Source organism: Cribrihabitans marinus (assembly GCF_900109035.1).
In the GTDB taxonomy this organism is placed as follows: domain Bacteria; phylum Pseudomonadota; class Alphaproteobacteria; order Rhodobacterales; family Rhodobacteraceae; genus Cribrihabitans; species Cribrihabitans marinus.
The window spans coordinates 357410-383442 of record NZ_FNYD01000001.1 but is presented as its reverse complement, the minus strand read 5'-3'; the positions used below and the strand labels follow the sequence as shown (position 1 = coordinate 383442).

General features: G+C 67.0%; 28 protein-coding genes. 13 read left to right on the top strand and 15 right to left on the bottom strand.

Annotated features, from left to right (window positions below; translation table 11 throughout):
* Positions 1–46 precede the first annotated feature (46 nt).
* The 5 genes from BMX57_RS01895 (at position 47) to BMX57_RS01875 (ending at position 5919) form a co-directional block, all read left to right on the top strand.
* A complete protein-coding gene (locus tag BMX57_RS01895) occupies positions 47–1015 on the top strand; it encodes an XdhC family protein (protein ID WP_092362215.1) in 969 nt (322 codons plus the stop codon).
* The gene (locus tag BMX57_RS01890) at positions 1012–2013 is read left to right on the top strand and encodes a molybdopterin-binding protein (protein WP_092361959.1); all 1002 of its coding nucleotides are present in this window, start codon (positions 1012–1014) and stop codon (positions 2011–2013) included. Before BMX57_RS01895 ends, BMX57_RS01890 begins: the two co-directional genes overlap by 4 nt.
* Before the next feature lie 101 nt (positions 2014–2114).
* On the top strand, positions 2115–2600 hold the full coding sequence (locus tag BMX57_RS01885; RefSeq protein ID WP_092361957.1) for a (2Fe-2S)-binding protein: 486 nt from the start codon (positions 2115–2117) through the stop codon (positions 2598–2600).
* A 62-nt stretch (positions 2601–2662) separates the two neighbouring features.
* Positions 2663–5026, top strand: coding sequence for a xanthine dehydrogenase family protein molybdopterin-binding subunit (locus BMX57_RS01880; protein ID WP_092361955.1), 2364 nt, complete (start codon positions 2663–2665; stop codon positions 5024–5026).
* Between the two features lie 101 nt (positions 5027–5127).
* Positions 5128–5919 carry an FAD binding domain-containing protein gene (locus BMX57_RS01875; protein ID WP_092361953.1) on the top strand — a complete coding sequence of 264 codons (792 nt, stop codon included), beginning with the start codon at positions 5128–5130 and terminating at the stop codon, positions 5917–5919.
* Here BMX57_RS01875 and BMX57_RS20980 read toward each other — a convergent pair.
* From BMX57_RS20980 to cobA, 9 genes are all read right to left on the bottom strand, one after another.
* Complete coding sequence (locus tag BMX57_RS20980) at positions 5904–6032, bottom strand: hypothetical protein (protein WP_268235983.1); 129 nt, start codon at positions 6030–6032, stop codon at positions 5904–5906. The genes BMX57_RS01875 and BMX57_RS20980 overlap by 16 nt on opposite strands.
* 138 nt (positions 6033–6170) lie before the next feature.
* Positions 6171–6794: a translation initiation factor IF-3 gene (infC, locus tag BMX57_RS01870; protein ID WP_425304851.1), complete on the bottom strand. Its 624-nt coding sequence runs from the start codon at positions 6792–6794 to the stop codon at positions 6171–6173.
* Between the two features lie 47 nt (positions 6795–6841).
* On the bottom strand, positions 6842–8233 hold the full coding sequence (locus BMX57_RS01865) for an alpha/beta fold hydrolase (RefSeq protein ID WP_092362211.1): 1392 nt from the start codon (positions 8231–8233) through the stop codon (positions 6842–6844).
* Between the two features lie 120 nt (positions 8234–8353).
* The gene (locus BMX57_RS01860; RefSeq protein WP_092361951.1) at positions 8354–9187 is read right to left on the bottom strand and encodes a ferredoxin--NADP reductase; all 834 of its coding nucleotides are present in this window, start codon (positions 9185–9187) and stop codon (positions 8354–8356) included.
* 107 nt (positions 9188–9294) lie between these two features.
* On the bottom strand, positions 9295–9702 hold the full coding sequence (locus BMX57_RS01855) for a DUF934 domain-containing protein (RefSeq protein ID WP_092361949.1): 408 nt from the start codon (positions 9700–9702) through the stop codon (positions 9295–9297).
* The gene (locus tag BMX57_RS01850; RefSeq protein WP_092361947.1) at positions 9699–10454 is read right to left on the bottom strand and encodes a phosphoadenylyl-sulfate reductase; all 756 of its coding nucleotides are present in this window, start codon (positions 10452–10454) and stop codon (positions 9699–9701) included. Before BMX57_RS01850 ends, BMX57_RS01855 begins: the two co-directional genes overlap by 4 nt.
* Positions 10444–12111 (bottom strand): nitrite/sulfite reductase, encoded by a 1668-nt coding sequence (locus tag BMX57_RS01845; protein ID WP_092361945.1) that lies wholly within the window; start codon positions 12109–12111, stop codon positions 10444–10446. Before BMX57_RS01845 ends, BMX57_RS01850 begins: the two co-directional genes overlap by 11 nt.
* 77 nt (positions 12112–12188) lie before the next feature.
* On the bottom strand, positions 12189–12503 hold the full coding sequence (locus tag BMX57_RS01840) for a DUF2849 domain-containing protein (protein WP_092361943.1): 315 nt from the start codon (positions 12501–12503) through the stop codon (positions 12189–12191).
* Entirely contained in the window at positions 12503–13279 is a 777-nt protein-coding gene (gene cobA / locus BMX57_RS01835; protein WP_092361941.1) for a uroporphyrinogen-III C-methyltransferase, read from the bottom strand. The genes BMX57_RS01840 and cobA overlap by 1 nt, the downstream gene beginning before the upstream one ends.
* A 139-nt stretch (positions 13280–13418) precedes the next feature.
* Here cobA and BMX57_RS01830 point away from each other — a divergent pair, with 139 nt between their 5' ends.
* A complete protein-coding gene (locus BMX57_RS01830; RefSeq protein WP_092361939.1) occupies positions 13419–13904 on the top strand; it encodes an Lrp/AsnC family transcriptional regulator in 486 nt (161 codons plus the stop codon).
* A gap of 85 nt (positions 13905–13989) precedes the next feature.
* On the opposite strand, the gene BMX57_RS01825 is transcribed toward BMX57_RS01830, so the two are convergent.
* Positions 13990–15171 (bottom strand): cytochrome P450, encoded by a 1182-nt coding sequence (locus BMX57_RS01825; protein ID WP_092361937.1) that lies wholly within the window; start codon positions 15169–15171, stop codon positions 13990–13992.
* 49 nt (positions 15172–15220) lie between these two features.
* Here BMX57_RS01825 and BMX57_RS01820 point away from each other — a divergent pair, with 49 nt between their 5' ends.
* The 5 genes from BMX57_RS01820 to BMX57_RS01800 all read left to right on the top strand — a co-directional run bounded on the left by BMX57_RS01820 (position 15221) and on the right by BMX57_RS01800 (position 21624).
* Positions 15221–16954 (top strand): sensor histidine kinase, encoded by a 1734-nt coding sequence (locus BMX57_RS01820; RefSeq protein WP_092361935.1) that lies wholly within the window; start codon positions 15221–15223, stop codon positions 16952–16954.
* Complete coding sequence (locus BMX57_RS01815; protein ID WP_092361933.1) at positions 16951–18180, top strand: sigma-54-dependent transcriptional regulator; 1230 nt, start codon at positions 16951–16953, stop codon at positions 18178–18180. The genes BMX57_RS01820 and BMX57_RS01815 overlap by 4 nt, the downstream gene beginning before the upstream one ends.
* A 264-nt stretch (positions 18181–18444) precedes the next feature.
* Positions 18445–19446, top strand: coding sequence for a DctP family TRAP transporter solute-binding subunit (locus BMX57_RS01810; protein WP_092361931.1), 1002 nt, complete (start codon positions 18445–18447; stop codon positions 19444–19446).
* A 124-nt stretch (positions 19447–19570) separates the two neighbouring features.
* A complete protein-coding gene (locus tag BMX57_RS01805; protein WP_092361929.1) occupies positions 19571–20248 on the top strand; it encodes a TRAP transporter small permease in 678 nt (225 codons plus the stop codon).
* Positions 20248–21624, top strand: coding sequence for a TRAP transporter large permease (locus BMX57_RS01800; protein WP_092361927.1), 1377 nt, complete (start codon positions 20248–20250; stop codon positions 21622–21624). Before BMX57_RS01805 ends, BMX57_RS01800 begins: the two co-directional genes overlap by 1 nt.
* Before the next feature lie 58 nt (positions 21625–21682).
* Here BMX57_RS01800 and tpiA read toward each other — a convergent pair whose 3' ends face one another.
* Entirely contained in the window at positions 21683–22432 is a 750-nt protein-coding gene (gene tpiA / locus BMX57_RS01795; RefSeq protein WP_092361925.1) for a triose-phosphate isomerase, read from the bottom strand.
* A 132-nt stretch (positions 22433–22564) separates the two neighbouring features.
* On the opposite strand from tpiA, the gene BMX57_RS01790 reads away from it, so the two are divergent.
* A complete protein-coding gene (locus BMX57_RS01790; RefSeq protein WP_092361923.1) occupies positions 22565–23479 on the top strand; it encodes an isopenicillin N synthase family dioxygenase in 915 nt (304 codons plus the stop codon).
* 15 nt (positions 23480–23494) lie between these two features.
* Here BMX57_RS01790 and BMX57_RS01785 read toward each other — a convergent pair whose 3' ends face one another.
* Both BMX57_RS01785 and BMX57_RS01780 read right to left on the bottom strand, forming a co-directional pair.
* Positions 23495–23875 carry a HesB/IscA family protein gene (locus tag BMX57_RS01785; RefSeq protein WP_092362209.1) on the bottom strand — a complete coding sequence of 127 codons (381 nt, stop codon included), beginning with the start codon at positions 23873–23875 and terminating at the stop codon, positions 23495–23497.
* Between the two features lie 75 nt (positions 23876–23950).
* On the bottom strand, positions 23951–24313 hold the full coding sequence (locus tag BMX57_RS01780; protein WP_092361921.1) for an SUF system Fe-S cluster assembly protein: 363 nt from the start codon (positions 24311–24313) through the stop codon (positions 23951–23953).
* 177 nt (positions 24314–24490) lie between these two features.
* On the opposite strand from BMX57_RS01780, the gene BMX57_RS01775 reads away from it, so the two are divergent.
* Complete coding sequence (locus BMX57_RS01775) at positions 24491–24673, top strand: hypothetical protein (RefSeq protein WP_092361919.1); 183 nt, start codon at positions 24491–24493, stop codon at positions 24671–24673.
* Between the two features lie 50 nt (positions 24674–24723).
* On the opposite strand, the gene BMX57_RS01770 is transcribed toward BMX57_RS01775, so the two are convergent.
* Positions 24724–25002: a hypothetical protein gene (locus BMX57_RS01770; RefSeq protein WP_092362207.1), complete on the bottom strand. Its 279-nt coding sequence runs from the start codon at positions 25000–25002 to the stop codon at positions 24724–24726.
* The gene (locus BMX57_RS01765) at positions 25002–25895 is read right to left on the bottom strand and encodes an SPFH domain-containing protein (RefSeq protein WP_092361917.1); all 894 of its coding nucleotides are present in this window, start codon (positions 25893–25895) and stop codon (positions 25002–25004) included. Before BMX57_RS01765 ends, BMX57_RS01770 begins: the two co-directional genes overlap by 1 nt.
* Between the last annotated feature and the right edge of the window lie 138 nt (positions 25896–26033).

The window sequence follows — 26033 nt, the reverse complement described above, 5'->3', positions numbered from 1 at the left end:
CATGATGGCGCGGCCCGTGCCGTCGGCGCCGGGCGAAAGGAAGATCATGGACCGGTTCGACAACATCCCCGAGACCGCGCTGGACTGGCACCGCGCCGGCAAGGGCGCGGCGCTGGCCACCGTGGTCGAGACCTGGGGCAGCGCGCCCCGCCGGGTCGGTGCGCAGCTGGCCATCGGCGGCGATGGGCGGATCGAGGGGTCCGTCTCGGGCGGCTGCGTCGAGGGCGCGGTGATCGTCGAGGCGCTGGAGGCGCTTGAGGAGGGCCAGGCGCGGCTGCTGGAATTCGGCGTCAGCGACGAGGATGCCTTTGCCGTGGGCCTGGCCTGCGGCGGCACCATCCGGGTGCTGGTCGAGCCTGTGGGGAAAGTGCTGCCCGAGGAGATGCTGGCCGAACTGGTCGCCGCCCGCGCCGGACGCCAGGCGCTGGCCTATGAGGTGAACACCGAGACCGGCCGCCGGGCGCTGCGCCGGGACGGCCATGCCGAGCGGATGCGGATGGACCGGTCGGGCTTCGAGCCTGACGGGCGCACCTTTGTCGCAATTCACAATCCCCCCCTGCGCCTGATCGCTGTGGGCGCGGTGCATATCGCGCAGGCGCTGGTGCCGATGGCACGCATCGCCGGCTATGACCCGGTGATCATCGACCCGCGCGACGCCTTCGCCAGCGCCGCGCGCTTTCCCGGCGAGCAGATCGTCACCGACTGGCCCGACGAGGCTGTGGCCCAGCTGGGGCTGGATGCGCGCACCGCGCTGGTGCTGCTGACCCATGATCCCAAGATCGACGATCCCGCGCTCGAGGCTGCGCTGAGGGCGGATGTGTTCTATATCGGGGCGCTGGGCTCGACCCGCACCCAGGCCAAGCGCGTGGACCGGATGCAGGCGGCCGGATTCACCGCCGATCAGATCGCCCGGATCCACGGACCCATCGGCCTCGACATCGGCGCGGCCGGTCCGGCCGAGATCGCGGTGGCGATCCTGGCGCAGATGACCGCCGTGCTGCGGGGCAAGGCGTGAAATTCGGTCCGGTGCCGGTGGCGCAGGCCGGGGGCGCGATCCTGGCCCATTCGGTCAAGGCCGGCGGGCGCAAGCTGCGCAAGGGGATCACGCTGCAAAAGGACGATCTGGCGACGCTCGCGCAGGCCGGGATCGAATCGGTGATCGTGGCCCGGCTCGATCGCGGGGACTTGCACGAGAACGCGGCGGCGCGCCGGCTTGCCGATGCGCTGGTGCCCGATCCTGCCGCCGCCGGATTGCGCCTGGCCGAGCCCTTCACCGGCCGGGTGAACATCCTGGCTGAGGGGCCGGGGGTGGTCGCGCTGGATGCCGAGGCGGTCACCCGGTTCAACCGGGTGCACCCGATGATCACCGTCGCCACGGTTCCGCCCTGGCAGCAGATGGGGCCGGGCGGCATGGTCGCCACGATCAAGGTGATCTCCTACGGCGTGCCCGAGGCGGCGGTTGCCCGCGCCGAGGCCGAGGCCAGAGGCGCGATCCGGCTGGCGGCACCGGTCTTCCGCAGCGCCGGTCTGGTCGTCACCGAGATCCCGGGCGGGCCGCCCAACGACAAGGGCATCGCCGCCATCCGGACCCGGGTCGAGGCTCTGGGCATGGAGCTGGCCTCGCCGCGGATCATCCCGCATGACGCCGCCGAGCTGACCCGGGCGCTCTCGGACCTGCCGGGTGCAATGGCGCTGATCCTGACCGGATCGGCCACCTCCGATCCCGATGACGTCGCCCCCAGCGCCGTCGCCGCCGCCGGCGGGCATGTCACCCGCTTCGGCATGCCGGTCGATCCCGGAAACCTGCTGTTCCTGGGTGATCTCGACGGCCGGCCGGTGATCGGGCTGCCGGGCTGTGCGCGGTCGCCGGCGCTCAACGGCGCCGACTGGGTGCTGTCGCGCGTCGCCTGCGGCCTCGAGGTCAGCGGCGACGACATCGCCCACATGGGCGTGGGCGGGCTGCTCAAGGAGATCCCGACACGCCCGCAGCCGCGCGCGGGGCGCAGGGGCTGACGCCGTCCGGGCCCGACGCCGCGACGAAAAAATCTGTTCTCAAACAAGGGTCGGCATGATTAACTCGCGCCCAAGGGAGAACAATCGACAGGGAGAATTCCATGCCACAGGTCGCAATGACGGTGAACGGCAAACCTGCGCGCGGGGAGGTCGAGGGACGGACGTTGCTGTCGTCCTTTTTGCGCGACAACCTGGGCCTGACCGGCACCCATGTGGGCTGCGACACCAGCCAATGCGGTGCCTGCGTGGTGCATGTGGACGGCAAGGACGTGAAGGCCTGCACCATGTTCGCGCTCGAGGCCGAGGGCGCGCAGGTCGACACGATCGAGGGCCAGGCCGGCGCCGACGGATCGCTCAACGTGATCCAGCAGGCGTTCCAGGACCATCACGGGCTGCAATGCGGGTTCTGCACGCCTGGCATGGTGATGACCGCCGCGGCGCTGCTGAAGGAGACCCCGAAGCCCAGCGAGGCCGAGATCCGCGACTATCTGGAAGGCAATATCTGCCGCTGCACCGGCTATCACAACATCGTCAAGGCGATCCTTGCCGCAAGCGGCCAGGACGCGGGCGCCATTGCCGCCGAGTGAACCGGCGATAGTTCAGACGCAAGGTGCGTGCCGGCACGCACCGCACAGGGAGGAGACCAGACATGCCCAAAGACAGTGGCATCGGAGCCAGTCCGAAGCGGCGCGAGGACGTGCGCTTTCTGACCGGGACCGGGAACTATACCGACGACATCAACCTGCGCGGCCAGGCCTATGTGCATTTCCTGCGCTCGGACGTGGCGCATGGCCGGATCAACGGCGTGAACACCGACGCGGCCGAGGGGATGCCCGGCGTGGTCCGCATCTTCACCGGGGCCGATTTCGAGGGCGTGGGCGGTCTGCCCTGCGGCTGGCAGGTGACGGACCGGCATGGCGAGGTGATGCAGGAACCGGCGCATCCGGTGCTGGCCCAGGGCAAGGTGCGGCATGTGGGCGACCCGATTGCCGCCGTGGTCGCCGAGACCTATGAGCAGGCGCGCGACGCCGCCGAGGCGATCGAGGTCGATATCGAGGATCTGCCGGCGGTTATCGACATGAAGGCGGCGCTGAAAGACGGCGCGCCCAAGGTGCATGACGACCTGACCAGCAACCTCTGCTACGACTGGGGCTTCGTCGAGGAGAACCGCGAGGCGGTGGACGAGGCGATCAGGAACGCCGCCCATGTCACAACGCTGGAGCTGGTGAACCAGCGGCTTGTGGCCAACCCGATGGAGCCGCGCGTGGCGGTGGGCGACTACAGCCGCGCCAACGATGAATCGACGCTCTACACCACCAGCCAGAACCCGCATGTGATCCGCCTGCTGATGGGCGCCTTCGTTCTGGGCATCCCCGAGCACAAGCTGCGCGTGGTGGCCCCGGATGTGGGCGGCGGCTTCGGCTCGAAAATCTTTCACTATGCCGAAGAGGCGTTCTGCACCTTCGCCGCCCGGCAGCTGAACCGGCCCGTCAAATGGACCTCCTCGCGCAGCGAGGCGTTCCTGTCCGACGCGCAGGGCCGGGACCACGTGACAAAGATCGAGCTGGCGCTGGACGGCGACAACAATTTCGTGGCGCTGCGCACCGACACCCATGCCAATATGGGCGCGTATCTCAGCACCTTTTCGACCAGCGTTCCGACCTGGCTGCACGGGGTTCTGATGGCGGGCAATTACAAGACCCCGCTGATCTATGTGAACGTCAAGGCGGTGTTCACCAACACCGTGCCCGTGGACGCCTATCGCGGCGCGGGCCGGCCCGAGGCGACGTTCCAGCTGGAGCGGGTGATCGACAAGGCGGCGCGCGAACTGGGCGTCGATCCGATCGCGCTGCGCCGGCAGAACTTCATCACCGAGTTCCCCTATGCCACGCCGGTCGCGGTGGAATACGACACCGGCGATTACGTGGCCACGATGGACAAGCTGGAAGAGATCGCAGACCTGTCCGGCTTTGCCGCCCGCCGCGCCGAAAGCGAGAAGCGCGGCAAGCTGCGGGGCCTGGGCGTGAATTGCTATATCGAGGCCTGCGGCATCGCGCCCTCGGCCCTGGTGGGCCAGCTGGGCGCGCGCGCCGGGCTCTATGACGCGGCCACGGTGCGGGTGAACGCCACCGGCTCGATCAGCGTGATGGTGGGCGCGCATTCCCACGGGCAGGGGCACGAGACCGCCTTCCCGCAGGTGGTGGCCGAGATGCTGGGCATCGACGAGAGTATGGTCGACATCGTGCATGGCGACAGCTCGAGGATCCCCTTCGGCATGGGCACCTATGGCTCGCGCAGTCTGGCGGTCTGCGGCTCGGCCATGGTGCGGGCCACCGAGAAGATCATCAACAAGAGCAAGAAGATCGCCGCGCATCTGATGGAGGCCAGCGAGGCCGATATCGAGCTGAAGGACGGGCAGTTCACCGTCGCCGGCACCGACAAGTCGGTGGCCTGGGGCGATGTCACGCTGGCGGCCTACGTGCCGCACAACTACCCGCTGGAAGAGATCGAGCCGGGGCTGGAGGAGACGGCATTCTACGATCCCGCCAACTTCACCTATCCCGCGGGCGCCTATGCCTGCGAGGTCGAGGTCGATCCCGAGACCGGCAAGGTCACGATCGAGCGGTTCGCGGCGGCCGACGATTTCGGCAATGTGGTCAACCCGATGATCGTCGACGGCCAGGTCCATGGCGGGCTGGCCCAGGGCATCGGCCAGGCCCTGCTGGAGGGCTGTGTCTACGACGCGGACGGCCAGCTGCTGAGCGCGTCCTACATGGACTACGCGATGCCGCGCGCGGACGACTTGCCGTTCTATTCGGTGGATCATTCCTGCCAGACCCCCTGCACCCACAATCCGCTGGGCGTGAAGGGCTGCGGCGAGGCCGGGGCCATCGGCTCGCCGCCCTCGGTGGTGAACGCGGTGGTCGACGCGCTGCAATCGGGCGGTCACAAGGTCGACCATGTCGACATGCCGCTGACGCCGTCGCGCGTCTGGGCGGCGATGCAGGGGTGAGTTGAGAGGGTAGGACCGGGGGCTGTCTGCCCCCGGACCCCCGAAGGTATTTTCAGCAAGAGGAAGATGCAGGGCATGCGTCCTCTTGGAGGAGAGACGAGATGTATGAATTCGAGTTCGAACGGCCGGGCAGCATTTCCGATGCGGTTGCGGCGCTGAAGACAGACGAGGCGCAGGCGCTGGGCGGGGGGCAGACCTTGATCCCGACAATGAAGCAGCGGCTGGCCAACCCGGCTAAACTTGTCAGCCTGACCGGCATCGGCGAGATGCAGGGCGTCTGCGTCGAGGATGACGGCGCGCTGACCATCGGCGGGGCCACCCCCCATGCGGTGGTGGCGGAGAAGGCCGCCGCTTCCTATCCCGCATTGGCGGCGCTGGCGGGCAATATCGGTGATCCGGCAGTGCGCAACCGCGGCACGATCGGCGGGTCGCTGGCCAACAACGACCCCTCGGCCTGCTACCCGGCCGCGGCGCTGGCCTCGGGCGCGGTGATCGTCACCAATGCGCGCGAGATCCCCGCGGACGACTATTTCCAGGGGATGTTCGCAACCGCGCTGGAGGAGGGCGAGATCATCACCTCGGTCCGGTTCCCGGTGCCGCGGGCGGCGAATTACCAGAAGTTCGATCAGGCGGCCTCGCGCTTCGCGCTGGTGGGGGTCTTCGTGGCGCGGTTCGACGATGGCGTGCGGGTGGCGGTCACCGGCGCGTCGGAGGATGGCGTGTTCCGCTGGTCCGAGGCCGAGGCGGCGCTGGGGTCGGATTTCTCGGCGGCGGCGCTGGACGGGCTCGCCCTGCCGGCCGATGGCATGATCGGCGACCTGCACGGCACGCCGGAATACCGGGCGCATCTGGCCGCGGTGCTGACCCGGCGGGCGGTTCAGGCCGCCGCGTAAGTTCTCTGCCCGACCGGCTCTGACACGCAGGGCCGGGCGGACCCTTGGGGGTCGCCGGCATGGACGAACGGGCTGGCGATCAGGATCAGGGCGGTCAGCAGGGTTTCTCGCATGTCAAAGCCTCCGGTCGATGACTAGGATTTGAACGGTTCTGACGGCGTTTTCCGTCGGAAAACCTGCCTCCGGACATGAAAAACCCGCAGCGACCGGGTCGGCCCTGCGGGTTCGTCAGTCTGTGTGCCGCGCGCGCGCTATTTCTGCGGCAGCGGGCCGATCATCATGATCATCTGGCGGCCTTCCATCTTCGGCATGTTCTCGACCTTGCCGATCTCCTTGGTGTCCTCGGCCACCCGTTCCAGCAGCTCGCGGCCCAGGTTCTGGTGCGCCATCTCGCGGCCGCGGAACCGCAGCGTGACCTTCACCTTGTCGCCGTTTTCCAGGAATTTCATCACGTTGCGCATCTTGACGTCATAGTCATGCGTGTCGGTGTTGGGCCGGAACTTGACCTCCTTCACCTCGATGATCTTCTGCTTCTTGCGCGCCTCGCTCTCGCGTTTCTGCGTTTCGTACTTGTACTTGCCATAGTCCATGATCTTGCAGACCGGCGGCGTCGCGTTGGGTGAGATCTCCACAAGATCCAGCCCCGCCTCCTGGGCCATCTCCATGGCCCGGGTGGGATTCACGACGCCCACATTCTCGCCGTCGGCGCCGATCAGGCGGATTTCGGGGGCACGGATCTTGTCGTTGACGCGCGGGCCGGTGTCACGGGTGGGCGGCGCGTTGTGAGGTCTGCGGGCTATGGGTTCGTTCCTTGTTTTGTTTCCGAATTTCGAAGTTGCAAAGTAAACCTGCGCCGCAGCCGTTTCAAGCGACAATCGCAGGCGTAAACGGCGATTTCAACCGGGCCCTGCGCCGTTTGCGGTCAGGGCGCGTGGCGGGCCACGAAGTCGCGGAACCGGTCGTTGAACATCTCGTAGGCCTCGGTTCCGTCGACCAGGATATGGCTTGAGCCGGGCAGGGTGACGAACTCGGATTTGGGCAGGAGGGCGGCCATGCGGCGGCCTTCCTCCAGCGGAATGCGCCGGTCGCCCTCGGCATGGCAGACGAGCGTCGGGGCGGCTACCTGCGCGGCCAGCGCGCTCACATCGACCTGTGCATTCATCTGGTTGATCCGCGCCGCGTTGGCGGGGGTGGTCGAGACCCGCTGGCGTTCGTCCCACAGCGCCTTCTGCCCCGGCGTGGCATCCGGGATCATGCTTTCGGTGAAGATGTGGCGATAGGCGGCGTTGGGTGAGCCCCAGCCCTCGCGGATCAGGGTGTTGGTGGCGGTGTGCAGCGCCTCCTGATCCGGGGCGCCCCGGCGCAGGGCGCCGCGCGCATAGCCGCCGAGCAGGACCATGCAGGACACCCGGTCGGGATTCTCGGCGGCATAGCGGATCGAGAAGGCGCAGCCTTGCGACTGGCCGAACAGGGCGAAACGACCCAGGCCCGCGGCCTCGACGACGGCGGCCATGTCCGAGACCATCGCATCCTCGGAGATATCCGGAACCTCCCAGTCCGACAGCCCGTTGCCGCGCTGGTCGAACCGCACCAGCCGGTGATGGCGCGCGATGCGGGCCAGCCCCGGTCCGGCGATCGGGCTGCGCCAGTCGTAGTCCAGATGGTTGATCCAGTTGGGCGCCTTGAACACCACCGGGCCGAGGCCGATGTCGCCATAGGCCAGCGTCACCCCGTCCGGCGCCACGCAGAATCCGATCTTCTGCGCCTGCGCCTCGGTCTCCAGCGGCTCGAAGCCCTGGGGGGCCTCGTCGCTCCATTGCCAGACCCGGACCGGACGGGTGATGTTGCGGACACGCTGGGTGCCCAGGTCGGTGAAGCCGGCCTGCTGTTCGGCGTCCAGCATCTGCAGCACGGTATCCGAGATGCACACCCCTCCCGGAACCGCCAGGGTCTCCAGCCGCGCCGCCATGTTCACCGCATCGCCCAGCAGGTCGTCGCCATCAACAGTCACGTCCCCGATATGCACGCCGATGCGATAGCGCAGCCTGCGGTCTTCCGGCAAACCGGCCTCGTGGGCGATGAGCGCGGTCTGCAACGCAATGGCACAGCGCACAGCGGCACGTATGGAGGCGAATTCGGCGAAGATCCCGTCGCCGGTGGATTTGACGACGCGCCCGCCTTCCCCGGCGACGCCGGGGTCTATCAGATCATCCCTCAGCGCCTTCTGCCGCAGAAGAACAGGCTCCTCGTCGGCCTCCACCAGGGTCGAGAACCCGTGGATGTCGGCAATCAGGATGGCGGAGAGACGGCGCATGGGCGGGCTTTTGAGCAGGTGAAGGTAGCGCATGCTACAAAAGCGCGGCACAGCCGGTAAGGGACAAAATGGGCGCCCGGGCGCCCATTTGACTTGTTTCGTTGCGGATGAGGTGGCGCGTCAGCCGACAAAGGCCTTTTCAACGACGAATTCCTTGGGTTCGGAATTGGCGCCTTCGCGCAGGCCGAACCCCTCGAGGATCGCCTTGATGTCGTGGTTGAAGGCCAGGCTGCCGCAGACCATGGCGCGGTCGGTCTCGGGCTTGATGCCGCCCTCGATGCTGAGATCGCGGAACACGGTGCCGTCTTCCAGCAGCGTGGTGATCCGGCCCATCCGGGGGCTCTGCTCTCGCGTGGTCGTCGGGTAGTAGCGGATCTTGTCGGCAAAGCCGTCGCCCATCAGCTCGGCCAGCATCTCGTCGGCCTTGATCTCCTCGATCAGCCGGCGGCCATATTCCAGTTCGGCCACGTCGCGGCAGGTATGGGTGACGATCACCTCGTCGTAATCCTCGTAGGTCTGCGGCTCGCGCAGCAGCGAGGCGAAGGGGGCAAAGCCGGTGCCGGTGGCGAAGAACCAGATCCGCTTGCCCGGCAGCAGCGCGTCATGAACAAGCGTGCCCACGGGCTTGGGCCGCAGGATGATCTGGTCGCCGGGCTGGATGTGCTGCAGCTTGCTTGTCAGCGGGCCGTCCTGCACCTTGATGGAATAGAATTCCAGCTCGTCGTCCCAGCTGGGCGAGGCGATGGAATAGGCGCGCAGGAGCGGCTTGCCGTTGTCGCCCATGAGCCCGATCATCACGAACTCGCCCGAGCGGAACCGCAGGGACGCGGGCCGGGTCACGCGGAACGAGAACAGGCGGTCGGTCCAGTGCTGGACCGAGAGCACGGTCTGGGCATCGGGCAGGGTGGGGGCCTTGACGGCGGCAGCTTGGGTCACGGGTCGTATCTCTGTCATCGGTTGTGCTTGCCGGTCTGGTAAACCGGCACCTCTGATTGATCTTTGATATAGGTCACGAAAGGGGGGCTTGTCTGCCCCTTTTTGTTTGCAGGCTAACGAAAACCTCAGCCGCGCAGCCGCGCCTGGTAGTCATGCGACTGCCAGTCGGCGCGGGCGAGCCACTGGTTCTCGGGCTGGCGGGCGGCCAGATCGTCGTCGATCTCGACCTCGTCGAAGCCGGCGCGGCGGGCCATCGCATACTGGTCGGCCAGCACGTGGCCCCGGGCCCGCAAGCGCCCGGCAAAGCCCTTGCGGCGCAAGGTGCGCGCGATGGTGAACCCGCGGCCGTCGGCGAAGGACGGGAAATCGACCCGCACCAGTTGCACGCCGTCCAGTTGTTCGGCCAGCACGTCGGGATCGGCGTCGGACGGCACGTCCAGCGCGGTCACAGTGTTGGCCGCGGCGCCGGGTGCGGCGAAGCCGCCGGTCCAGTCATCGGGGCCAAAGCCGGTATCGGTCACGATTACAGTCATGTGCTTGCTCCGTCGCGGACCACCTTGCCATCGACAATGTGGATGCCGCATTCGTCCTTGTCTTGGTTGCGCCAGCGTCCGGCGCGCGGGTCCTCGCCCTCGCGGACCGGCGAGGTGCAGGGCGCACAGCCGATCGAGGGATAGCCCCTGGCCACCAGCGGGTGCCGGGGCAGGCGGTTCTCGTCCATATAGGCGCGCACGTCCTCGCGCGCCCAGTGGGCCAGCGGGTTGACCTTGATCCGGCCGGTTCCGTCCTCGACCTCGAAGAAATCGAGCGCCGCGCGGGTGCCCGACTGGAACCGCTTGCGGCCGGTGATCCAGCCGTCATACCCGTCGAGCGCCCGCAGCAGCGGCCGGGTCTTGCGCAGGGCGCAGCAGGCGTCGGTGTCGCGCAGATGCAGCGCGCCATAGGGATCCTCGCGGCCGACCTCGGCCTCATCCGCACGGATGATCCGCACGTTCTTCAGGCCCAGCCGTTCCGACACCTCGACCTGGTAGACCAGCGTTTCGGTGAACAGCATCTCGGTGTCGATGAAAATCACCGGCGTCGCGCGGTCGATCACCGCCGCCATGTGCAGCAGCACCACGGATTCCGCGCCGAAGCTGGAGACCAGCGCGATCTTTCCGGCCTTTTCCAGCGCCCCGCGCAGCACATCCGTCGCGCCGTGGTGGCGGAACCTAGTGTTCAGCCCCGCCACGCGCTCGGTCAGGGCAGAGTCGTCCGCGCTGGGCTGGGGACGGTCAAGCGGCATCGGCACGGGCCTCTTCGTCGTAGAGGGCCGACTTGAACGGCGCCATGCCCAGCCGGCGATAGGTCTGCAGGAAGGTCTCTTCCGGCCCCTCGCGCAGGTCGAGATAGGCATAGACCAGCCGCTCGATGGCCGGCACGATCTGGTCATAGGCAAAGCCCGGCCCGGTGCGTTGGCCCAGCGCGGCGGTCTCGGTTCCGTCGCCGCCCAGCGTGATCTGGTAGTTCTCGACGCCCGCGCGATCCAGCCCGAGGATGCCGATATGGCCCACGTGGTGATGGCCGCAGGCGTTGATGCAGCCCGAGATCTTGATCTTCAGATGGCCGATATCGTGCTCCAGCTTCAGCTCGTCGAACCGCGTGGCGATCTGTTGCGCAACCGGGATCGACCGGGCGGTCGCCAGCGCGCAGTAATCCATGCCGGGGCAGGCGATGATATCCGAAATCAGACCGATATTGGCGGTGGCCAGCCCGTGTTCCTTGAGCGCGGCATGAACCGCCGGCAAGTCCGATTTGTGCACATGCGGCAGGATCACGTTCTGCTCGTGGCTGATGCGCAGCTCGTCATGGCCGTAGCGCTCGGCCAGATCGGCCAGCAGCCGCATCTGCTCGGCGGTGGCGTCGCCGGGGGTCGCGCCATGCGCCTTGAGCGAGACCGTGACGATGGCGTGATCGGCCCGCTTGTGCGGCGCGATGTTGGTGTCGATCCAGGAGCGGAAGACGGGATCGTTGGAATAGGCACTTTCGAACCCGGCCGTGGAGCCGTCGCGGAATGCCGGCGGCGCGAACTGCGCCTTGATCCGCTCCAGCAGCTCCATGTCGGCGCCTCGGAACTCGGGTCGGATCTCGGCGAACCGGGCCTCGGTGCGGGCCCGGATCTCCTCGATGCCAAGCTCGTGCACGGTGATCTTGATGCGCGACTTGAACTTGTTGTCCCGCCGGCCCAGCTGGTTCCAGACGCTGACCGCCGCCTCGAGATAGGCCAGCAGGTCGTCGAAGGCCACGAATTCGTTCAGCACCTTGCCCAGCATGGGCGTGCGGCCCAGACCGCCGCCGACCAGCACCTTGGCGCCCAGCACGCCGTCGCGCTCGACCAGTTGCAACCCGATGTCATGCGCCTTGATCACCGCGCGGTCGGCCTCGGCGCCGGTGATGGCGATCTTGAACTTGCGCGGCATGAACTGGAACTCGGGATGGTCGGTGGACCATTGCCGCAGCAGCTCGGCATAGGGGCGCGGGTCGGCCACCTCGTCCGCCGTCGCGCCGGCGAAATGGTCGGCGGTCACGTTGCGGATGGTGTTGCCGCTGGTCTGGATGGCGTGCAGCCCGACCTTAGCCAGCGCGTCCAGCATGTCGGGCACGTCGCGCAGCTTGGGCCAGTTGTACTGGATGTTCTGGCGGGTTGTGAAATGGCCATAGCCCTTGTCCCATTTCTCGGCCAGCAGCGCCAGCTGCCGCATCTGCGCGCTGCTCAGCGTGCCATAGGGGATGGCAACCCGCAGCATGTAGGCGTGCAGTTGCAGGTAGAGCCCGTTCATCAGGCGCAGCGGCTTGAACTCGTCCTCGGTCAGCGATCCGTCGATGCGGCGTTCCACCTGGGCACGGAACTGGGCGTTGCGCTCGGCCAGAAAGGCGGTGTCGAACTCGGAATAGAGATACATTTTGGCGGTCCTTGTCGCAGCCCCGGAGCCGGGGCCAATTGCGTGAGGGTTGCTTGGGCGAAGAGGGCGGGTCGGTGTCAGGCCCGTGGTTGCGGGGCGGTTTCCTGTTTGCCATGCCGATAGTTGGACGGCCCCCGGCGGCGGAAATCCTCGCGGAAATGGGTTGGTTCGGGTCCCGACTCGCCCGCTTGCGCATCGGCCAGGTAGGCGCCCACCACGCGGTCGGTCTGCCTTTCGGCGTCGAGCAGGCGCAGCTGGGCATGGGCCTCGTCGGTGATCAGCTCGGCCTCGGCCATGCGGCGCGACCAGCGGTCATCGGCGGTCAGGTAGATCACGTCGCCTTCCAGAAGGTCGTTGGCGGTGACGATCTTGGGGGTATAGGCGCGGGGCATCAGGCGAACTCCTCGTGAAGCAGGGGAAGCGTGCGGACGGCGGCGCGGGGCGCCAGGCCGAACAGCGTCAGCACCGGGCCGTCCATCCCGGCGGCATCGAGATCGGCCGGCAGCCGGTCGAGCGTCGTGGGCAGCACCCGCTGATCGGGGCGCGAGGCGTTTTCCACCAGCGTCACCGGGGTCGCGCGATCGGCCCCGTGCATGATCAGCCGGCCCTGGATGAAACGGGCGGATTTCTTGCCCATGTAGATCGCCGCCACCTCGCCCGGACGGGCAAGCGCGGACCAGTCGTGATCGGCAAAGCCGCGCATGTCATGCCCGGTCAGAAGGCGCAGGCCGGAATTGCGTCCGCGGCGGGTGAGGCTCTGGCCGATGGCGGCAACCGCGGCCGATGCGGCGGTCAGGCCCGGCACGATGCGCCAGCTCAGGCCGGCGGCCTCGACCGCCTCGATTTCCTCGTCCAGACGGCCGAAGACGGCAGGATCGCCGGATTTCAGGCGTACCACCCGCGCGCCCGACGCGGCCTCGGCCACGATCAGCGCCTCGATGTCGCGCTGGTCCCAGGACGGGCCGAACCCGGCCTTGCCCACATCGACCAGCCGCGCCGACGCACCGGCAAGCGCGAGGATCGCATCGCTGACGAGACGGTCATGCAGCACCACGTCCGCCGCCTCTAGCGCGCGCAGCGCCTGCACGGTCAACAGATCGGGGTCGCCGGGGCCGGCGCCGACGAATTTAACCTGGGCTGCGTTCTGCGGGTCTTGCTGCATGGTCATGCCTTGGCCTGCTGTTTGACTTCCTGTCCAATATAGGAAATGTTCCCGGTAAATGGCCAGATATTGCGGGGAATAAGAACAGATGTTCCGCATATCCGGAGGAATGGAACGCAAGTTTGCCTGAAAGGAAATATCGGGAATGTCGGTACGCATAGACGGCATGGACAGGAAAATCCTGGCCGAACTACAGCGGGACGCCAGCCAGTCCCTGGACGAGATCGCCGGCCGGGTCGGGTCGTCGAAGACGCCGGTATGGAATCGCATCCGCAAGCTGAAGGCGGCCGGGGTCATCGGCCAGCAGACCGTGCTTCTGGATGCCGAGGCGCTGGGGTTCGAGGCCACGTTCTTCGTGCTGATCCGCACATCTGAACACGAGGCGGAGTGGCAGATGGCCTTCCTCAAGGCGCTGCGCGACCGGCCCGAGGTGCAGGAGGCGCACCGGCTGGCCGGCGACATCGACTACATCCTCAAGGTCCGCGTGCGCAATGCGCGCGCCTATGACGCGTTCTACCAGGCGTTGATCTCGGAGGTGCGGGTGCACAACGTCACCGCGTTGCTGTCGATGGAGGAGATCAAGTCCACCACCATGCTGCCGCTCGAAGCGCAGGCCCCGGCGGAGGGCTGAGCGGGGGCGCCGCCCCCGTCGCGGCAGGCCGCACCTCTCCCGAGGTATTTCCGGCCAGATGAAGCGGGGATCCCCGCGCTGGCGGTCAGGTCTCGACCATCAGCGCCGTGAGGCCGTGGAAATGGTAGCTGTCGGAATAGGCGGGCGGCGCGGCCAGGTGCAGGCCGGGGCAGCGGTCGAACAGGATCGGCAGCGCGATGCGCATCTCCAGCCGGGCCAGCGGCGCGCCGACGCAGAAATGAAGCCCGCCGCCGAAGGCGGAGTTGGTCCGGATCTCGCGCGCCGGGTCGAACCGCTCGGCCTCGGGCCAGATCGCGGGGTCGCGATTGGCCGCGCCCAGCAGCAGCGCCACCTCGTCGCCGCGCCGGAAGTCGTGGCCCAGCACGGTGGCGTCTTCATAGGCGTAGCGGGTGAACATGTGCAGCGGCGGATCGAAGCGCAGGATTTCCTCGACGGTTCGGTCGATGCGGTCAGACTGCAACGCGTCCCGGCCCGTCCCGGTCTCCAGCAGGGTCTTCACCCCGTTGCCCAGCGCGTGCACCGTCGCCTCGTGACCGGCGTTCAGCAGCAGGATGCAGGTGGCGATCAGCTCGTCGGCATCGAGCCGTGTGCCATCCTCCTCGGCGGCGATCAGCCGGGTGATCAGGTCCTCGCGCGGGTCGGCGCGGCGCTGTTCGATATAGTCGCGCAAAAAGGCCGTGAAATCGGCCGAGGCCCGGGCCGCGTCCTCTTCGGTCCGACGGGTGCGGTTGGCCTGATACATGGCCACCATCGCATGCGACCAGTCCAGCAATTTCGGCGCCATCGCCTCGGGCACGCCGAGCAGGCGGCAGATCGTCACCACCGGAACCTGCGTGCAATAGGCGTCGAGCAGATCGAAGGGCGCATCGGGGAAGCGGTCGATCAGCTGGTGGCAGAGCGCCTCGAGATCGGCGGCCAGCGCGGCGATGGCCCGCGAGGTGAAGGCGCGCAGCACCAGCGACCGCAGCCGGGTGTGGCGGGGCGGTTCAAGCTCGAGCATCGAATGCGCCTCGACCGCTTGCCAGGGGGCCAGGTGGTCGGGGACCGCCTGCGCCCGTTCGGGCGGAACCTCGCGGCCGAAGCGGCGGTCCTTGAGCAGGGTCTGCACCGCCTCGTGGCTGAAGGCGGCGACCATTCCGTAGTCCTTCCAGAAATGCAGGTCGCCGCGGGCGCGTGCGGCGGCATAGAACGGATAGGGATCCTGGACGAAGGCGGGATCGGTGGGCGATTGCGAAAGCTGCGGCATGTCGTGCAGACTTGCCTTGGTGTGTAGGCAATGCAAGAGCTTGTGCAAGATGCGGCGCTGGTGGTTCATATCCGGGTTCGTACTGGCGGTCGGCCTGCTGGCGGCGGCCGTCTGGTCCTATGGTTACCGGCAGGCGCTTGGGCAGCTGGAGCGTCGCGCCGCCGCCGATCTGGAACTGGCCAGCGACCGGCTGAGCGCACAGCTGCAACGCTACCAGGACACCGCCGTCCTGCTGGCCGACCATCCGGCGCTGGACCGGCTGGACGATGCCGCCGGACTGGCGCGGGCGCGGGCGCTGCTGCTGGAGGCGGCCGACAAGACCTCGGCGCTGGATGTGATGTATGCCGATCGCGACGGAACGGTCCTGGTCTCGGCGCGGCGCCAGCTGAGTGCGGATGTGTCGGGCACGCCGTTCTTTCAGAGGGCGCTGCACGGCGCCGTCGGTCGCGATCACGGCGTGAGCGGGCCGCTGGACCAGCGGGCTTATTATTTTGCCGCGCCGGATTTCGCCGGCGATGGCAAGGTGCGCGGGGCGCTGATCGTTGCGGTCGACGTGGCGCATGTGGAATGGGACTGGCGCGGGAACGCGCCGGCGGTGTTCTTCACCGATGACAGCGGCGAGGTCTTCATCACCAACCGCTCCGAGCTGCTGTTCTGGCGCCGGCCGGACGGGGCGGCGGGGCTGTTACCGCCCGAGGGACCGCCGCGCCGGTTCCAGGCCCGTCATGTCGGGCGGTTCGAGATCTGGCGGCTGGATTGGGGCCCATACCTGCCGGCGCGGGCGCTGCACCTGATCCGGGACCTGCCGGTGATCGGCATGCGGGGCGAGGTGCTGGTCGATGCCGCGCCCGCCCGGCGGCTGGCGGGGTTGCAGGCGGCGGCCATTGCCGCGATCTGCCTGGCCTTCGGCGCGGTGCTATTCCTGGTCACCGAACGCCGCCGCGCGCTGGCCCAGGTCAACGCGGTGCTGGAAAGCCGGGTGGCCGCCCGCACCAAGGCGCTGTCGGCCGCAAACGCCCGGCTGCGCCGCGAGGTGGCCGAACGCCAGGAGGCCGAAGCCGCGCTGAAGCGCGCGCAGGCCGACCTGGTGCAGGCCGGCAAGCTGAGCGCCCTGGGCCAGATGTCGGCGGGCATCAGCCACGAGTTGAACCAGCCGCTGATGGCGATCCAGCAATATGCCGAGAACGGCGCTGCCCTGCTGCAGCGCGGAAGGTCCGGAACGGCGGAAGGGAACCTGGATAAGATCGCGGCGCTGGCATCACGGATGGCGCGGATCATCCGCAACCTGCGCGCCTTTGCCCGCAACGAGAGCGAACCGATGGGCCGGGTCGACCTGGTCCAGGTCATCGACACTGCGGTGGAGCTGACCGCCGCGCGGCTGCGCGCCGATCACGTGGCGCTGGACTGGACGCCGCCCGCCGGGCCGGTCTTTGCCTGGGGCGGCGAGGTGCGGCTGGGGCAGGTCTTCGTCAACCTGATCAACAACGCCGCAGACGCGATGGACGGGCAGGCGGACAAGCGCATCCGGATCGCGCTGGAGACCGGCGCGCGGCTGCGGGTCTCGGTGCGCGACACCGGCCCGGGGATCGCCGATCCCGACAAGATCTTCGAGCCGTTCTACTCCACCAAGGAAGTTGGCTCGTCCGAGGGGATGGGGCTTGGCCTGTCGATCTCCTATGGTCTGGTGCAGAGCTTTGGCGGCGACATCCGGGGGGCCAATACCGGCAGCGGCGCCGAGTTCACCGTCGAGCTGGACCGCTATGAGGAGGACCGGGCCGCATGATCCGCAAGGTGCTGCTGGTCGATGACGACGCCGCCGTGCGCGAGGCGCTGAGCCAGACGCTGGAGCTGGCAGACTACGTGCCGATGCCGGCGGCGTCCTTCGTGGCGGCCAAGGATCACATCACCGAGGAATTCGACGGCGTGATCGTGACCGACATTCGGATGCCGGGGCGGGACGGGTTTCACCTGCTGAACTATGCGCGCGAGCGGGATCCGGAATTGCCCATCGTGCTGCTGACCGGCGAAGGCGACATCCCGATGGCGGTCAAGGCGATGGGCGAGGGGGCGTTCGACTTTCTGGAGAAGCCCTGCGCCGCGGCGGATCTGCTGGAGGTGCTGGAACGGGCGGCGCGGGTGCGCGCCGATGTGCTGGAGGCGCGTCGCGTCAAGCGCCAGATGGAAAGCGGCGATCCGGCCGCGCGGCTGATCTTCGGCATTTCGGGTCGGGTCGAGGCCATGCGCGAGCGGGTCCGCAACGTGGCGCGCAGCGGCGCCGAGGTTCTGGTTACCGGGCCGCCGGGCAGCGGCATCTCGAAGGTGGCCGAGGTGATCCACCTGATGTCGCCCGCGGCCCAGGGCCCGTTCGTCAAGCGCGCGGCGGCCGGGCTGACGCCGGATGGTTTCGCCCGCGTCTGCCCCGACGCGGCGGGCGGGTCGCTGTTCCTCGACGAGGTGTCGGCGATGTCCGAGGAGACGCAATACGCGGTGCTCGACCGGATCGAGCAGGGCGCCGAGATGCGTATCCTTGCTGGCACCACCGTCGATCTTGCCGATGCGGTCACTCAGGGCGGCTTCAACGCGGATCTCTTCTATCGCCTCGACGTGATGCGGGTGCGCATCCCCTCGCTGGCCGAGCGGCCCGAGGACATTCCGGTGATCTTCCGCAGCTACGTGGCCCAGGCCGCCGAGCAGGCCGGGGTGACCGCGCCCGAGATCACGCCGGACCACCTTGCCGCGCTGATGGCGCGGGACTGGCCGGGCAATGCGCGCGCGCTGATGTCCGAGGCGATGCGCTTCGTGCTGGGCCTGCCCGAGGACGTGGCCGGGGCGCGGGATCTCGGGCTGGCCGAACAGATGGCGCGGGTCGAGAGGTCGCTGCTGGTCGCCGCGCTCGACCGCTGCAACGGGCGCGCGGCTGAGGCGGCCAAGGCGCTCAAGCTGCCGCGCAAGACCTTCTACGACAAGCTGGCCAAATACGCGATTCGCCCCGATTCGTTCCGGCCCTAGGTGTTGTGCGGAATTCCGCACAAACAGGAATTTCCCTGTGCGGAAATTCGCACATGCCGACTGACCCAACGGAAGGTAGACCTTTACGCCATGCCGTAATAAATTGAAAAAGATGAATAAAACAGAAAGTTCCAACCTCCGGAACCCGCATGTTGAGTGGATGGCAGCGATTCGGTTCACTTTGCCCATCGCGCCGGATGTCCGGCGCTTGATGCGCAGATCGCGCTGATTATTGACTGCAAGTTTCTCGGGAGGAGATCCGACATGAAATTTCTGGCAACCGCCGCCACCGCACTGGCGCTGAGCGTGACCGCGACCGCGGGCTTTGCCGCCTGCGAAGAAGGCGAGATCGTCGTCAAGTTCGCGCATGTGACCAACACCGACAAGCACCCCAAGGGCATCGCCGCCTCGCTGCTGGAACAGCGGGTGAATGACGAGATGAACGGCACGATGTGCATGGAGGTCTACCCCAACTCCACGCTCTACAACGACGACAAGGTGCTCGAGGCGATGCTGCAGGGCGACGTGCAGCTGGCAGCACCCTCGCTGTCCAAGTTCGAGAAGTTCACCAAGCAGTTCCGCCTGTTCGACCTGCCCTTCATGTTCAAGAACATCGAGGCGGTCGACGCCTTCCAGGCCTCGGAAACCGGCCAGGCGATGAAGGACAGCATGCAGCGCCGCGGCCTGCAGGGTCTGGCCTTCTGGCACAACGGCATGAAGCAGATGTCGGCCAACAAGCCGCTGCTGGAACCCTCTGACGCCAACGGGCTGAAGTTCCGTGTGCAATCCTCGGACGTTCTGGTCGCGCAGATGGAAGCCATCGGGGGCAGCCCGCAGAAGATGGCCTTCTCGGAAGTCTATGGCGCGCTGCAGCAGGGCGTTGTGGACGGGCAGGAGAACACCTGGTCCAACATCTACGGCAAGAAGTTCTTCGAGGTGCAGGACGGCATCACCGAGACCAATCACGGCATCATCGACTATCTGGTCGTCACCAGCGTCGACTGGCTGGACAGCCTGGAGCCGGATGTGCGCGACCAGTTCCTTACCATCCTCACCGAGGTGACCGAGACCCGGAACAAGGAATCCTACAGCGTGAACCAGGCCGCGAAAAAGTCGATCATCGACGCCGGCGGGGTCATCCGCGAACTGACGCCGGAACAGCGCCAGGCCTGGGTCGACGCGATGAAGCCGGTCTGGGAAAAGTTCGCCGGTGACGTCGGTCAGGAAAAGATCGACGCGGCACAATCCATCAACGCCGGGTTCTGATCCCGGTTCAGGCAAGGCGCGCGCGTGGCAGGGGAGTGGCACGCGCGCACCGCGCCCAGCGGGCCGGCAACGCCGTCCGGCCCGCTGAATTCTCCGATTTCCAGCAATTCGTGGGGACAGCAAGATGTCTGGTTCTGCACCCGGACCAACCGGGCTTGCCGACCGGATCGAGGAGACGCTCATCGCGGCGCTGCTCGGTCTGATGACGGCAGTCACATTCGCCAACGTGATCGCGCGTTTCGTATTCAACTCCAACATTCTCTGGGCGCTCGAGCTGACGGTGTTCACCTTCGGCTGGCTGGTGCTGCTGGGCGCGTCCTATGCGGTCAAGAAACACGCCCACCTGGGGGTCGACGCCGTTCTCAACATGCTGGCGCCGGCGCCGCGGCGGGTCATGGCGCTGGTCGCGGTGGCGGCCTGCCTGGTGTTCTCGCTGCTGATGCTCAAGGGCACCTATGACTATTGGGCGGTCTTCGCCGACCTGCCGCCGACCTCGGGCCGCTGGTTCCCCACCGGCTTCGACACTTCCGCGCGCAGCCAGAGCTTCTATGAGGTTGACGACATCCCGATGGTCGCGCCGCTGCGCTTTCTCGAGGATCTGATCAACTACGGCGAGGGATACGAGAAGCTGCCCAAGGTAGTGCCCTACCTGGTCCTGCCGGTGTCGATGCTGCTTCTGCTGATCCGTTTCGTGCAGGTGGCGATCGCCATCTGGCGCGGCGAGGCCGACCGCATGGTCGCCAGCCACGAGGTCGAGGAAGAGCTGGAGCAGGTCCGCTCGCAACACGGGGGGCAAAGCTGATGGATGTCGTTCTTCTGTTCTCGATGGTCATCGGGCTGCTGCTGATCGGGGTGCCGATTGCGGTGTCGCTGGGCCTCAGCTCGACGCTGTTCCTGCTGATCTATTCCGACAGTTCGCTGGCCTCGGTCGCCGGTACCCTGTTCGAGGCGTTCGAGGGGCACTTCACCCTCCTGGCGATCCCCTTCTTCATCCTGGCGTCGTCATTCATGACGACCGGCGGGGTGGCGCGGCGGATCATCCGCTTCTCGATCGCCTGCGTCGGGCACCTGCCGGGCGGGCTGGCGATTGCCGGGGTCTTCGCCTGCATGCTGTTCGCCGCGCTCTCCGGGTCGTCGCCGGCCACCGTGGTCGCCATCGGGTCCATCGTGATCGCAGGCATGCGGCAGGTCGGTTACTCCAAGGAGTTCGCCGCGGGCGTGATCTGCAACGCCGGCACCCTGGGCATCCTGATCCCGCCGTCGATCGTGATGGTGGTCTATGCCGCCGCGGTCGAGGTGTCGGTGGGCCGGATGTTCCTGGCCGGGGTGATCCCCGGTCTGCTGGCGGGCCTCATGCTGATGGTCACGATCTACGTCATGGCCAAGGTCAAGAACCTGCCCAAGGGCGACTGGCTGGGCTGGGGCGAGATCTTCGAGTCCGCGCGCGAGGCGGCCTGGGGCCTGTTCCTGATCGTAATCATCCTGGGCGGCATCTATGGCGGCATCTTCACGCCCACCGAGGCAGCGGCGGTGGCGGCGGTCTATGCCTTCCTGATCGCCAGCTTCGTCTACAAGGACATGGGGCCTCTGGCCCGCGAGGGGGATGCCCCGAACATGCCGCTGTGGAAGCGGCCACACGCGCTGCTCACCGCCTTTGTCCACGACGACACGCGGCGCACCCTGTTCGAGGCCGGCAAGCTGACGGTGACGCTGCTTTTCGTCATCGCCAACGCGCTGATCCTCAAGCACGTGCTGACCGACGAACAGATCCCGCAGCACATCGCCAACGCGATGCTGTCGGCGGGGCTGGGGCCGATCACCTTCCTGATCGTGGTCAACGTCATCCTGCTGATCGGCGGACAGTTCATGGAGCCCTCGGGCCTGCTGGTGATCGTGGCACCCTTGGTGTTCCCCATCGCCATCGAACTGGGCATCGACCCGATTCACCTCGGCATCATTATGGTGGTGAACATGGAGATCGGGATGATCACGCCGCCGGTGGGGCTCAACCTCTTCGTGACCTCGGGCGTGGCCGGTATGCCGATGATGAGCGTCGTGCGCGCGGCGCTGCCCTTCCTGGCGGTGCTGTTCGTCTTCCTGATCATGGTGACCTACATTCCGTGGCTGTCCACGGTCCTGCCCAACACCTTCATGGGGCCGGAGATCATAACCAACTAGGCAATTTGCCGGTAGAACAGGAAACGGCCCCGCGCGGGGCCGTTTTTCTGTTCGGGCGTCAGGCCGCTTCCAGCGCCGCGATGATGGGCGAGAAATCCTCGGCCTTGAGGCTGGCGCCGCCGACCAGCGCGCCGTCTACATTGTTCACCGCAAAGATCTCGGCCGCGTTGCCCGGTTTCACCGACCCGCCATAAAGCAGTCGGATCGCCGTGCCGGGCTCGCGCCCGAAACGGGCGCTCAGGCGGTCGCGCAGAAAGTCGTGCACCTCGCCGATCTGCTCCAGGGTCGGAACCTTGCCGGTCCCGATGGCCCAGATCGGCTCGTAGGCGATGACCAGACGGTCGGCGCTCGCATCATCCGGCACCGAGCCATCGAGCTGCGCGCCGACCACGTCGAGGGTGCGGCCCGCCTCGCGGTCGTCCAGGCTCTCGCCCAGGCAGACCACGGCCACCAGCCCGGCGGCGATGGCGGCCGCGGTCTTGTCGCGCACCTGCGCATCGGTCTCGCCGTGATCGGCGCGGCGCTCGGAATGGCCCAGGATCGCCGCCGTCGCACCGGCCTCGGCCAACATCTGGGCCGCGACATCGCCGGTATGCGCGCCCGACATGGCGGCGTGGCAGTCCTGGCCGCCCACGGAAACCGGGCTCTGGGCCAGGGCCGACGCGGCGCGGTGGATCAGCGTGGCGGGCGGGCAGATCAGCACGTCGACCCCCGGTTCGGGATGCGCCGCGGCCAGCCGGTCCAGCTCTGCCAGCTGTGCGCCGGTGCCGTTCATTTTCCAGTTTCCTGCCGCCAGTTTCCGCCGCATGGCCATGTCCTTTCACGCTTCCAATGTTGCTCACGCTTTTCCCAGAGCATCCGCCACGCGTCCAGATAAATCGCGCTTGCCAGAACGAGTGCCGCGCGGCAGGCTTACGCGACGGAAAACGAGGGCATCCCGATGATCGACGACCTGGATCTTGCGCGCCTGAACGCGCGGCACCCCGAGGAGATGCAGCGCCTGGCGCACGCGGTCGAGGAAATCGGGTTTCTCAAATTGTCCAACACCGCGCTGACCGGGGATCGGGTGCGGCGGGTGCTGGCCGCCTATCGCGACTTCTTCACCCTGCCCGAAGAAGACAAGCGCGGGGTCGACATGGCCCGCACCGGGTCGAACCGCGGCTGGGGGGCACCACAGACCGAACAGGTCGACCCCGACGCCAATCCCGATTTCAAGGAAGTCTTCGACTGCGGCTATGAGCTGCCCGACGGCAATCCTTATGCCACGCGGGGGCTGAGCGTCTATGCGCCGAACCTCTGGCCCGGGCACCCGGCCGGTTTCCGCGCCGAGGTTCAGGGCTACTACACCGAGGCCTGCGCCGTGGCGATGCAGGTTCTGCGCGCCATCGCCGCCGCGACCGGCCGGGACGAGCACTATTTCGATACCGCCTTCGAGACCCCGATGGCGCTGCTGCGCGGCAACTACTATCCGGCGCGGCCCGATTGGGCGGGCGACAAGGATTTTGGCATCGCCGCGCATACCGATTATGGCTGCCTGACCCTGCTGGCGACCGACGGGGTCGGCGGGCTGGAGGCGCAGATGCCGGACGGCACCTGGGTAGGCGTCCGGGCGGACCCCGGCACGTTCGTGATCAATTTCGGCGAGATGCTGGAGTTCTGGACCGACGGGCAGATCAAGGCCACCCCGCACCGGGTGCGCGGCGGCCCCGAGGAGCGGATCTCGATCCCGATGTTCTTCAACCCCGGCTACGACACCAATGTCGCGCCGCCGGGCTCGGCCCAGGCGATTTCGGCGGGGATGCACCTGACCCGCAGGTATTCCGAGACCTACCTGCACCTGAACGCGGCGGGGTAGGGACGGCCCGAGCGGTCACTTGCCGGTGGATTGCTGCGCCTGCCCGACGCTGTCGTCGAACTTGATCGATTCACCACAGCCGCAGGCGTCGACCACGTTGGGATTGCGGAACTTGAAGCCCGATTCCAGCAGCGAGACCTCATAGTCGATCTCGGTTCCGAAGAGGAACATCTGGGCCATCGGGGCGATCAGGATGCGCGCGCCGTCCTGTTCGACCACCTCGTCATTGGCCTCGGGCGACTCCACGTAGTCCATCGTGTATTCCATGCCTGCGCAACCGCCCTTCTTGACGCCGATGCGCAGACCGGCATGGCCGCCCTTGTCCATCAGCCTGGCGATCTGGGCCGCGGCGCGCGGCGTCATGGTGACCGCCTGTTTGCCGGGAATGCCGAACATGAAAATCTCCAATTCCGAGTCATGTTTAACCTAGGGATGCGGCCCGCACGTCTCAAGGGCCGTCACCGATCGGTGCTACATGAACCCCAGTTCCAGCCGCGCCTCGTCCGACATCATTTCCATGCCCCAGGGCGGCTCCCAGGTGAGTTCCACATCGACCTGCTTGACGCCGGGCAGCGGCTCGATCGCCTCGGCCACCCAGCCCGGCATCTCGCCGGCCACGGGACATCCCGGCGCGGTCAGGGTCATCACCACGCGGATTTCGTTCTCGGGCGAGATCTCGATCGTGTAGATCAGCCCCAGCTCGTAGATATTGACCGGGATTTCAGGGTCATAGACGCTGCGGCACGCCTCGACCACCTGATCGTAGAGCGGATGGTCCACGCTGGACGGCGCGATCAGCGGTGCGCCCTCGAACTGTTCGGTCGAACTGGTCATGTGATCCTCGGTGCCTTTTGTCGACTGTTTATATAGGGAATGCGGATAGGCGCGTAAAGTGGCCGTGCCCGCATGGCAGACTTCGCAAGCTGCGGATTCGTGTTATGATGGCATCCCTTGGGCGGCAGCGCCCGGAGTGGGGGAAACCTGCAACCAGACGAATGGGAGGATGACAGGATGGACCCGATCAAGACCGTGGAATACGCCCGCGCGCTCTATACCGCGCATGGGGGCAAGGCCGAGGCAGAGGTGGCCGAGAAGGTGCGCCATTGCGAGGCGGCCGGCCGCAAGGCCGAGGCCGAGGACTGGCAAGCGGTGCGCCGCGCCATTGCCGGGCTGCGCGGCCCCCATCAGGGCTGACCCGCGTTGCTGCCGGACGGGCCGGTGGCGGCCCGTCCCGATCCGCCGCGTCAGTCGTTGATATCGTCGGTGAAACGCTTGACCTGTCCTTTGGGCAGGGCGAAGTAGCGCCGCAGGATCAACCAGGTCACCAGCGACAGCACCGCGAAGATCAGCAGCAGCGGCGCCAGCCCCAGGCTGAGCCCGGTGTTGAGCAGGAACAGCGCCACCGCGGCGGCACCGACCGCAAAGCCCACGAAGACGAAGCCGGGCACCAGCACCTCGAGAATCGCCAGGATCAGCGCGGCCGCGCCCCAGACCCACCAGACGGTCCATAGCGGTTCGGTCATCATCGAACATCTCCCTTGAGCAGCTTGAAGGCATCGCCGAAGGCCTCGAGCGCGCTGGCGGGCAGGACGATGGTCTGCTTGCCGGAGCCGTTGCCAAGGGCGTTCAGCGCCTCGACCTGCTTCAGCGCGACCTGGTATTGCGCGGCCTGGATGCCGTTTTCGCGGATCGCGTTGGCCACCACCTCGGTGGCATAGGCTTCGGCATCGGCCTGGATGCGCCGCGCCTTGGCGGTCTGTTCGGCGGCATAGAGCTCGGCATCCGCCTCCAGCTCGACCGACCGTTTCTTGCCCTCGGCCTCGGTGACCTGCGCGCGCCGCGCCCGCTCGGCGTTGAGCTGTTGCAGCATCGCGTCGCGCGTCGCCTGATCGAGGTTGACGTCCAGGATCTCGGCCCGTGTGACCTCGATGCCCCAGTTGTCCACCGCGTCCTCGACGCTGGCCTGGATCTGGCTGATCAGCTGGTTGCGGTTCGACTGCACGTCATCGAGGTCCAGCTTGCCGATCTCGGCCCGCACGATCCCGGCCACGGTGGTGGCGATGGCCCCGTCCACGTCGCGGATGCGATAAACCGTCTTTTCCGGCTCGAGAATGCGATAGAAGACCGATGTGTCGATCTGGACCAGGACATTGTCCTTGGTGATCGCGTCCTGGGTGGCGTCGGGCAGTTGCCGTTCGAGGATCGAGATCTTGTGGCGCGCCACGTCCAGGAACGGAACGATGAAATTGATGCCCGGCCCCAGGACGGAATGCAGGCGGCCGAACCTTTCGACCACGAACTTCTCCGATTGCGGGACGATCTTGATGCCCTTGAGGATGACCAGCACGATCAGGCCGGCGCCCAGCAGATAAAGGATGTTCCCGGCGATCAGGTCCATAATCAGGTCTTCGTTCATTCAGCTCTCCAAGTCATTGTGTGCAATAGTATACATTTGTGGGTTGAATCGTCGCTTTTCAAGATGTGTATGAGGCGAACGGCGCGTCGCGCAACTGCAATCTGGGCGCTATTTGCGCTTTCTGCGGGCCTTTCCCCA

What these genes read in the sequence shown, in the direction of transcription:
- BMX57_RS01895 (WP_092362215.1), top strand. Translation starts at nt 47, where the DNA reads ATGGACCGGTTCGACAACATCCCCGAGACCGCGCTGGACTGGCACCGC.
- BMX57_RS01885 (WP_092361957.1), top strand. Translation starts at nt 2,115, where the DNA reads ATGCCACAGGTCGCAATGACGGTGAACGGCAAACCTGCGCGCGGGGAG.
- BMX57_RS01880 (WP_092361955.1), top strand. Translation starts at nt 2,663, where the DNA reads ATGCCCAAAGACAGTGGCATCGGAGCCAGTCCGAAGCGGCGCGAGGAC.
- BMX57_RS01875 (WP_092361953.1), top strand. Translation starts at nt 5,128, where the DNA reads ATGTATGAATTCGAGTTCGAACGGCCGGGCAGCATTTCCGATGCGGTT.
- BMX57_RS20980 (WP_268235983.1), bottom strand. Translation starts at nt 6,032, where the DNA reads ATGCGAGAAACCCTGCTGACCGCCCTGATCCTGATCGCCAGCCCGTTC.
- BMX57_RS01865 (WP_092362211.1), bottom strand. Translation starts at nt 8,233, where the DNA reads ATGCGCCGTCTCTCCGCCATCCTGATTGCCGACATCCACGGGTTCTCG.
- BMX57_RS01860 (WP_092361951.1), bottom strand. Translation starts at nt 9,187, where the DNA reads ATGACAGAGATACGACCCGTGACCCAAGCTGCCGCCGTCAAGGCCCCC.
- BMX57_RS01855 (WP_092361949.1), bottom strand. Translation starts at nt 9,702, where the DNA reads ATGACTGTAATCGTGACCGATACCGGCTTTGGCCCCGATGACTGGACC.
- BMX57_RS01850 (WP_092361947.1), bottom strand. Translation starts at nt 10,454, where the DNA reads ATGCCGCTTGACCGTCCCCAGCCCAGCGCGGACGACTCTGCCCTGACC.
- BMX57_RS01845 (WP_092361945.1), bottom strand. Translation starts at nt 12,111, where the DNA reads ATGTATCTCTATTCCGAGTTCGACACCGCCTTTCTGGCCGAGCGCAAC.
- BMX57_RS01840 (WP_092361943.1), bottom strand. Translation starts at nt 12,503, where the DNA reads ATGCCCCGCGCCTATACCCCCAAGATCGTCACCGCCAACGACCTTCTG.
- cobA (WP_092361941.1), bottom strand. Translation starts at nt 13,279, where the DNA reads ATGACCATGCAGCAAGACCCGCAGAACGCAGCCCAGGTTAAATTCGTC.
- BMX57_RS01830 (WP_092361939.1), top strand. Translation starts at nt 13,419, where the DNA reads ATGTCGGTACGCATAGACGGCATGGACAGGAAAATCCTGGCCGAACTA.
- BMX57_RS01825 (WP_092361937.1), bottom strand. Translation starts at nt 15,171, where the DNA reads ATGCCGCAGCTTTCGCAATCGCCCACCGATCCCGCCTTCGTCCAGGAT.
- BMX57_RS01820 (WP_092361935.1), top strand. Translation starts at nt 15,221, where the DNA reads ATGCGGCGCTGGTGGTTCATATCCGGGTTCGTACTGGCGGTCGGCCTG.
- BMX57_RS01815 (WP_092361933.1), top strand. Translation starts at nt 16,951, where the DNA reads ATGATCCGCAAGGTGCTGCTGGTCGATGACGACGCCGCCGTGCGCGAG.
- BMX57_RS01810 (WP_092361931.1), top strand. Translation starts at nt 18,445, where the DNA reads ATGAAATTTCTGGCAACCGCCGCCACCGCACTGGCGCTGAGCGTGACC.
- BMX57_RS01805 (WP_092361929.1), top strand. Translation starts at nt 19,571, where the DNA reads ATGTCTGGTTCTGCACCCGGACCAACCGGGCTTGCCGACCGGATCGAG.
- BMX57_RS01800 (WP_092361927.1), top strand. Translation starts at nt 20,248, where the DNA reads ATGGATGTCGTTCTTCTGTTCTCGATGGTCATCGGGCTGCTGCTGATC.
- tpiA (WP_092361925.1), bottom strand. Translation starts at nt 22,432, where the DNA reads ATGCGGCGGAAACTGGCGGCAGGAAACTGGAAAATGAACGGCACCGGC.
- BMX57_RS01790 (WP_092361923.1), top strand. Translation starts at nt 22,565, where the DNA reads ATGATCGACGACCTGGATCTTGCGCGCCTGAACGCGCGGCACCCCGAG.
- BMX57_RS01785 (WP_092362209.1), bottom strand. Translation starts at nt 23,875, where the DNA reads ATGTTCGGCATTCCCGGCAAACAGGCGGTCACCATGACGCCGCGCGCC.
- BMX57_RS01780 (WP_092361921.1), bottom strand. Translation starts at nt 24,313, where the DNA reads ATGACCAGTTCGACCGAACAGTTCGAGGGCGCACCGCTGATCGCGCCG.
- BMX57_RS01775 (WP_092361919.1), top strand. Translation starts at nt 24,491, where the DNA reads ATGGACCCGATCAAGACCGTGGAATACGCCCGCGCGCTCTATACCGCG.
- BMX57_RS01770 (WP_092362207.1), bottom strand. Translation starts at nt 25,002, where the DNA reads ATGACCGAACCGCTATGGACCGTCTGGTGGGTCTGGGGCGCGGCCGCG.
- BMX57_RS01765 (WP_092361917.1), bottom strand. Translation starts at nt 25,895, where the DNA reads ATGAACGAAGACCTGATTATGGACCTGATCGCCGGGAACATCCTTTAT.